This is a genomic window from Streptomyces huiliensis, assembly GCF_020037025.1.
GTDB classification, from domain to species: Bacteria; Actinomycetota; Actinomycetes; order Streptomycetales; family Streptomycetaceae; genus Streptomyces; species Streptomyces huiliensis.
The window spans coordinates 1-7,537 of record NZ_JAIQLH010000338.1 but is presented as its reverse complement, the minus strand read 5'-3'; the positions used below and the strand labels follow the sequence as shown (position 1 = coordinate 7,537).

Below are 7,537 nucleotides of genomic sequence, written 5' to 3'. Positions count from 1 at the left end.
GTTGAGGACCGTATGGCACTCGCTGCGCGCCAGCTCGGTGGCCGCGTCCGGGCCCGCCAGCACCTCGGGCAGCGGCCGGGCGCCGTAGCGGGCGGCCAGCGCCGCCCGCAGGGCCGGGGCCGTCTCCTCCCGCGCCACGGCGACCGCGCGCACGTCCAGCCGGTGCGCCTGCTCGGCGAGCAGCTCGACCCGGCCGCCGGCGGCGGACAGGGCCGTCACCCGGAACCGGTCGGGGTTGCGCAGCACGAGATCGATGGCCTGGGTCCCGATCGAGCCGGTCGAGCCGAGGATCACGATCTCGCGCGGGCCGCCGCTCCGGTGCGTGGGGGCGGAGTAGCGCAGATGCGGGTCAGCGAGGGAGTCGGTCATCCCCCCATTGTGGGGGCTGGGGCGGTGCGGGCACCCAGGCCCCCTCCGGTCCCGGCGGACCGGAGGGGCTCGGGTCAGTGGACCGGCCGGTGGACGTTGTCGGCCTTGGACGGGCCCGGGGTGGCGTCGGCGATCCAGGGTCCGTCGTCGCTCGGGTCGAGGACGCCCTCCTCCAGCCAGGTGCAGGCCCCGGCCGTCACCGCGTTCACCACCTGGCGGTCGAGGGCGTCGGTGTTGGTCCACAGCCGGGCGAAGAGCTCGTCGGCGCGGATCCGCGCCTGTCGGCAGAAGGCGTCCGCGAGCCCGTACGCCTCCCGGCCGTGCGCCCCCTGGGTGCGCAGCTGCTCGGCCCGGACGCAGGCCGCGCTCATGGCGAAGAGCTCGGCGCCGATGTCCACCACGCGCCCCAGGAAGCCCTGCTTCGTCTCCAGCCTCCCCTGCCAGCGGGACATGGCGTAGAAGGTGGAGCGCGCGAGCCGGCGCGAGGCGCGTTCGACGTAGCGCAGGTGTCCGGAGAGGTCGGTGTGGCCGGCCGGGTGGAACTCGGCGTAGCTGGTCGGCAGCTGGCCCGGGCCCGTGACGAGCTTGGGCAGCCAGCGGGCGTAGAAGCCGCCGGCCCGGGCGCCGGCCCGCGCCTTGTCGCCCAGGGACTTCTCGGGGTCGATGAGGTCACCGGCGACCGACAGGTGGGCGTCGACGGCCTCCCGGGCGATCAGCAGGTGCATGATCTCGGTGGAGCCCTCGAAGATCCGGTTGATGCGCATGTCGCGGAGCATCTGCTCGGCGGGGACGGCGCGCTCGCCGCGGGCCGCGAGGGAGGCGGCGGTCTCGTAGCCCCGGCCGCCGCGGATCTGGATCAGCTCGTCCGTCATCAGCCAGCCCATCTCGCTGCCGTAAAGCTTGGCGAGGGCGGCCTCGATGCGGATGTCGTTGCGGTCCTCGTCTGCCATCTGGCCGGAGAGGTCGACGATCGCCTCCAGGGCGAAGGTGGTGGCCGCGATGAACGAGATCTTCGCGCCGACGGCCTCGTGGCGGGCGACGGACTTGCCCCACTGCTCGCGGGCCGCGGACCACTCGCGGGCGATCTTCAGGCACCATTTGCCGGCGCCGACGCACATCGCCGGGATGGACAGCCGCCCGGTGTTCAGCGTGGTCAGCGCGATCTTCAGGCCGGCGCCCTCGGGACCGATGCGGTTCGCCGCCGGCACCCGGACCTGGTGGAAGCGGGTGACGCCGTTCTCGATGCCGCGCAGGCCCATGAAGGCGTTGCGGTTCTCGACGGTGATCCCCTCGGACGCCGCCTCCACGACGAAGGCGGTGATCCCGCCCTTGTGGCCCTCGCTCTTCGGCACCCGGGCCATGACGACCAGCAGGTCGGCGACGACGCCGTTGGTGGTCCAGAGCTTGACGCCGTCGAGGACGTAGTCGTCGCCGTCGGGCACGGCGGCGGTGGCCAGCCGGGCCGGGTCGGAGCCGACGTCCGGCTCGGTGAGGAGGAACGCCGAGATGTCGCTGCGGGCGCAGCGGGGCAGGAAGGTGTCCTTCTGCTCCTGGGTGCCGAACATCTTCAGCGGCTGGGGGACGCCGATGGACTGGTGGGCCGAGAGCAGCGCGCCGACGACCGGGCTGACCGAGCCGACCAGCATCAGGGCCTTGTTGTAGTACACCTGGGTGAGGCCGAGGCCGCCGTACCGGACGTCGATCTTCATCCCGAGGGCGCCGAGCTCCCTGAGGCCCGCGACCGTCTCGTCGGGGATGCGCGCCTCGCGTTCGATGCGGGCGCTGTCGATGCTCGTCTCGCAGAACGCGCGCAGCCGGGCGAGGAACTCCTCGCCGCGCCGCACGTCGTCCGGCGCGGGCGTCGGGTACGGGTGGATCAGGTCGAGCCGGAACCTGCCGAGGAAGAGTTCCTTGGCGAAACTGGGCTTCTGCCAGCCCTGTTCGCGGGCCGCCTCGGCGACCCGGCGGGCTTCACGCTCGGAGACCGGCCGTACGGATGGTGCGGTCATGGGGCACCTCGCCGCTTGAGTCGTCGCGGTTGTCCCGGTCGATACCGACCGGTGCTACCGGTCCGTATGTACCCGATTCGCAGGGTGTCTACCAGACCGCGCGCAGGGTTCCGGCCGTCCGCGGCGCGCGTCAGTGCCGCGCGCCGGGCGTCACCAGGCCGCTCTCGTAGGCGATGACCACGGCCTGGGCGCGGCTGCACAGACCGAGTTTGGCCATGGCGCGGTTGAGGTGGGTCTTGACGGTGGCCTCGCTGATGACGAGCTCGGTGGCGATCTCGACGTTGGACAGGCCGCGCCCGGTGTGCCGCAGCACCTCCCGTTCGCGGCCGGTGAGCGCGTCGAGCGCCTCGCTCCGCGGGGGCGCGGGCTCGGCCCGCGGCCGGGTGAACGCCTCGACGAGGCGGCGGGTGACGCTGGGCGAGAAGAGCGTGTCCCCGCCCGCCACGGCGGTGACGGCGGCCAGCAGCCGCTGCGGTCCGGCGTCCTTGAGCAGGAAGCCGGAGGCGCCGGCGCGTAGCGCGGCGTAGACGTACTCGTCGAGGTCGAAGGTGGTGAGGACGAGGATCCTGGGCGCCGGGACGAGGCCGGCGGCAAGGATGCGCTCGGTGGCGGCGATGCCGCTGAGGCCGGGCATCCGGATGTCCATGAGGACGACGTCCGGGTGGTGCGCGAGGGCGAGGTCGACGGCCTCCTGCCCGTCGGCGGCCTCGGCCGCGACGGTCACGCCGGGGGCCGCGCGCAACAGGGCCGCGACGCCGGCCCGGATGAGCACCTGGTCGTCCACGACGAGGACCCGTATGCCCGCGCCGCCGTCCTCGCCGGTCATGATCCGTCCCGCTCCCGCCGGTCACTGCAGGGGAAGCGTCAGCCGGACCTCGAATCCGCCGTCCGCCCGCGGGCCGGCCGCGAGTCTTCCCCCGTAGATCCTGGCGCGCTCGCGCATGCCGATCAATCCGTGGCCGCCGGACGGCACGGGGTTGGCCGGAACGCTCCCCCGCCGCCGGCCCGCGGGCCGGCCGTCGTCGGTGACGCTCAGCTCCAGTTCGTGCGGCCGGAAGGCGACGCGGACCAGCGCGCCGGCGGAGCCCGCGTGCTTGATGATGTTGGTCAGCGCCTCCTGGACCACGCGGTACGCGCACAGGTCGGGGCCGGCCGGGAGGGGCCGCCGCTCCCCCGTGACCTCCAGGTCCACGCGGACGCCGACCGCCCGCATCCGTTCCACGGTCGCCTCCAGCCGGTCCAGCCCCGGCATCGGGTGGTACGGGCAGTCGCCCTCCGGGTGGCCGCTCCCCTCGCCGTCCTCCGGGCCGACCCGGAGGACGGCGAGCAGCCGGCGCATCTCCTCCAGCGCCTCCCCGCTGCTGGCCGATATCGTGCCCAGGGCGTCCTGGGCGGTGGCCGGATCGCTGGCGAAGACATAGCGGGCGAGTCCGGACTGCACCGACACCACGGACATGTGGTGGGCGACCACGTCGTGCAGCTCCCGGGCGATCCTGACCCGCTCCTCGGCGACGGCGCGGCGGGCGTTCTCCTCGCGTTCCCTGCGGAGTTGGGCCGCCAGGTCGGACAGGTCGGCGTTGCGCTCGGCGAGTTGGCGGGCGTTGCCCCCGAACTTCAGAATGATGCCGAGCATCACCGCGGACTGGGCGATCGTGGTGACCACGTCGTCGGTGTCGCCGATCACCGAGGAGAGCACCGCGCACCCGGCGCAGCAGACGCCGCAGACCAGGGCCACCGGCGTGGGCCGGCTCGCCGCGACCGCGTACAGCGTCACCATCGGGCAGAGGCTGTTGACGATCGGCCAGTATCCGGCGGCGACGAACACCATCCACAGGCTGCTGGTCAGCACGAAGGTGAGGACGGGTGCCAGCCGGCGGGCGGCCAGGCTCAGGTTGATGACGCAGATCAGCCCGTAGGCCAGGGCGTCGGGCCGCTCCCACAGGTCGTTCGCGGGCGACGGCGTGCTGACGTAGACCAGCGTGGCGGCGGTGCAGCACAGCGCCAGCGGCGCGTCCCGCACCCACAACGGCCAGCCCGCGGACCGCCGTTCCAGCGCCCGTATCCACGCGCGTGTCCGCGCCCCTGCCGTCCGCACCGACGCAGCGTACCGGCGCGTAGACCGGCACGGCATCGGCCGGGCGCGGGCGGTGCGGCCTGCCGCGGGGGGTGGAGGAGGGGTGCCGGGATACCGCAGGGGTTGACCCGGGATTCAACCGGTCAGGGGATGGGGGCCCACGCGCCCGTTCCCTAGAGTCGTTCCCGTCGGCACCCCGGAGCTTCACGGGGGAACACGGGGGAACGTGCCGACGGCACGGGGGAACAGTGCGCTCCGGGCGTCGGCCCGGAGCGCACTGGCGTGTTGCCGCTTGCTACAGGGCGAGACCCGTCAGGACGAGGACGCGCTCGTAGGTGTAGTCGTCCATCGCGTAGCGGACGCCCTCGCGGCCCACGCCGGACTGCTTGGCGCCGCCGTACGGCATCTGGTCGGCGCGGTACGACGGGACGTCGCCGATGACCACGCCGCCGGTCTCCAGCGCGCGGTGGGCGCGGAAGGCGGTCTGGAGGTCGTGGGTGAAGACGCCCGCCTGGAGGCCGTAGGGCGAGTCGTTGACGGCCGCGAAGGCGGCCTCCTCGCCGTCGGCCTTGGTGAGGGTCAAGACCGGGCCGAAGACCTCCTCGCAGGCGATGGTCACGCCGGCGGGAACGTCGGCCAGAACGGTCGGGGCGTACGTCGCGCCCTCCCGCTTGCCGCCGGCGAGCAGCTTCGCGCCCGCGGCGACGGCCTCGTCCACCCAGGACTCGACGCGCTTCGCGGCGTCCTCGCTGACCAGCGGGCCGACGTCGGTGGCCGCGTCCGACGGGTCGCCCGTCACCTGTGCCTCGACGGCCGCGACGACCTTCGGCACCAGGCGCTCGTACAGCGAGGCGTCGGCGATGACGCGCTGCACCGAGATGCAGGACTGGCCGCCCTGGTAGTTGGAGAAGGTGGCGATGCGCTGCGCCGCCCAGTCCAGGTCCGCCTCGGAGGACCAGTCGGCGAGGACGACGGCGGCGCCGTTGCCGCCCAGCTCCAGGGTGACGTGCTTGCGCGGCGCGGAGTCCAGGATGGACCAGCCGACCGGGCCGGAGCCGGTGAACGAGATCACCGGCAGCCGCTCGTCCTGGACGAGGGCGGGCATGCGGTCGTTGGGGACCGTCAGGACGCTCCAGGAGCCGGCCGGCAGCTCGGTCTCGGCCAGCAGCTCGCCCAGGATCAGCGAGGACAGCGGGGTCGCCGGGGCCGGCTTGAGGATGATCGGCGCGCCGACCGCGATGGCCGGGGCGACCTTGTGCGCGGCCAGGTTCAGCGGGAAGTTGAAGGGCGCGATGCCGAGCACGACGCCGCGCGGGAAGCGGCGGGTGAGGGCCAGGCGGCCGGTGGAACCGGGGTCGGTGTCCAGGCGCTGCGCGTCGCCCGCGTTGAAGCGGCGCGCCTCCTCGGCGGCCCACCGGAAGACGGAGACGGCACGGCCGACCTCGCCGCGCGCCCACTTGATCGGCTTGCCGTTCTCGGCCGAGATCAGCTGCGCGATCTCCTCGGCGCGCTCGCCCAGCCGCTTGGCGACGTGGTCGAGGGCGGCCGTACGGACGTGCGCGGGCGTCCCCGCGAACTCCTCGCGCACCGCGTGCGCGGCGGCCACGGCCTCCTCCACCTGCGCCTCGGTGGGCACGCTCACGGTGCCGACCAGGCGGCCGTCCCAGGAGTTCGTGACGTCGAAGGTCTCCTCGCCGGTGGCCTTGCGGCCGGCCAGCCAGAACGCGTGCGGAGCGGGGGTGTCGGTCACGGGCCCGGCCCTTCCGAAGTGGGGGTGGATGTTGGCTCCCCCACGGTAGGGGGCGGTTCGGCGGGCGCGGTTTGTCCGTGGTGGAGTGTGGGTGGGGGTGGGCGCGCCGGATCGGCGGGGTGGGGGTGCCCCGGTCCCGCCCTTTCACCGTTTCTTGCGGGGGCAAGCCCCCGCACCCCCGAAGCGCCCTGCGGGCGCTGTCCTCAAACGCCGGACCGGCTAAACCCAGCCCGTCCGGCGTTTGAGGACGAGCGGCGGAGCCGCGATCAGGGGGTCTGGGGCATCGCCCCAGGAAACGGCGAAGGGGCGGGGCCGGGGCTCACTCCCCCGCCTGCGGCGAAGCCTTCAACGCCAGCCACAACTCCATCCGCACATCCGGATCATCCAGCGACCGCCCCAGGATCTCCTCCACCCGCCGCATCCGATACCGCAACGTATGCCGATGCACCCCCAGATCAGCAGCGGCCGCATCCCACTGCCCATGCCGGGACAGCCAAGCCCGCAGCGAAGCGACGAGGTCCCCCCGCCCGGTCGCGTCATGCGCCCGCAGCGCCCGCAGCAACCCGTCGGCGAAAGCCCGCACCGCGTCATCGGCGAGAAGAGGAAGCACGGACCCGGCGGCGACGTCCTCGTGCTCGACGAGAGGACGCCCCCGACGCCGGGCGACGGAGAGCGCCTGCTCCGCCTGACGGAGGGCGGCGGCGGTACCGGCGGCGAGGGCGGGGGCGGACAGCCCGAGGGCGACACCGGCGCCCTCCGAGCGCGCGGCGCCCGCGCAGGCACCGGCCGCGGCCCCGCCGTCGGGCGCCAGCAGCACGAGCCGCCCCTCCTCCGGCACGGCGAGCACCGGCTCCGCCGCCCGGCTCGCGGCCGCCTCCGCCGCGTCGGCCAGGGCGGCGAGCGGGTCACCGGCGTCCGGATCGGCACCCTCCACCGGTACCGGCTCGGCGACCAGCACGCGGAAGGGCCGGTCGAGCAGGGAGCCGTAGAGCTCGCCGGCGACGGCCCGCGCGTGCTCCGCCTCCCCGGACAGCAGCATCCGCAGCACCGCCGCGCCCAGCCGCTGCTCGGCGGCCTGGAGGGCGCGGGAGCGCTCGGTGGCGAGGGTGAGCAGGGCGACGGCCGAGTGCACGGCGTACCGCTCGGGGGTGCCCAGCGGCGCCCCCGTGCCGACGGCGAGGACGCCGCGGGCGCGCCGGCCGGTGCCGAGGGACTGGAGCTCGACGCGGTCGTCGCCCTCCTCCGGCGCGACGACGGCGCTGGCGGGCGCGGGCCGGCCGCGCAGCCGCTCCACGTCGGAGCCGAAGCGGGCGGCGCGCCGGGCGGCCCAGTCGG

The 7,537-nt window shown here is 74.5% G+C and carries 5 protein-coding genes and 1 pseudogene; all 6 read right to left on the bottom strand.

Features of this window, described 5'->3' with window-relative positions; translation table 11 throughout:
- Positions 1–369: pseudogene (locus JNW98_RS32795) on the bottom strand (1-deoxy-D-xylulose-5-phosphate reductoisomerase); the annotation flags it as partial.
- Positions 370–443: 74 nt separating this feature from the next.
- Positions 444–2,378 carry an acyl-CoA dehydrogenase family protein gene (locus tag JNW98_RS32790; protein WP_223771942.1) on the bottom strand — a complete coding sequence of 645 codons (1,935 nt, stop codon included), beginning with the start codon at positions 2,376–2,378 and terminating at the stop codon, positions 444–446.
- Between the two features lie 130 nt (positions 2,379–2,508).
- Positions 2,509–3,204 carry a response regulator gene (locus tag JNW98_RS32785; protein ID WP_223771941.1) on the bottom strand — a complete coding sequence of 232 codons (696 nt, stop codon included), beginning with the start codon at positions 3,202–3,204 and terminating at the stop codon, positions 2,509–2,511.
- A 21-nt stretch (positions 3,205–3,225) separates the two neighbouring features.
- On the bottom strand, positions 3,226–4,473 hold the full coding sequence (locus tag JNW98_RS36760; RefSeq protein ID WP_223771940.1) for a sensor histidine kinase: 1,248 nt from the start codon (positions 4,471–4,473) through the stop codon (positions 3,226–3,228).
- A gap of 274 nt (positions 4,474–4,747) precedes the next feature.
- Positions 4,748–6,202 (bottom strand): aldehyde dehydrogenase family protein, encoded by a 1,455-nt coding sequence (locus tag JNW98_RS32775; protein WP_223771939.1) that lies wholly within the window; start codon positions 6,200–6,202, stop codon positions 4,748–4,750.
- A gap of 319 nt (positions 6,203–6,521) precedes the next feature.
- A partial coding sequence (locus tag JNW98_RS32770) for a PucR family transcriptional regulator (RefSeq protein ID WP_223771938.1) occupies positions 6,522–7,537 on the bottom strand: 1,016 nt, incomplete at its 5' end.

Bases quoted from the DNA above. Each gene is read 5' to 3' on its own strand.
- JNW98_RS32790 (WP_223771942.1), bottom strand. From the start codon at position 2,378: ATGACCGCACCATCCGTACGGCCGGTCTCCGAGCGTGAAGCCCGCCGG.
- JNW98_RS32785 (WP_223771941.1), bottom strand. From the start codon at position 3,204: ATGACCGGCGAGGACGGCGGCGCGGGCATACGGGTCCTCGTCGTGGAC.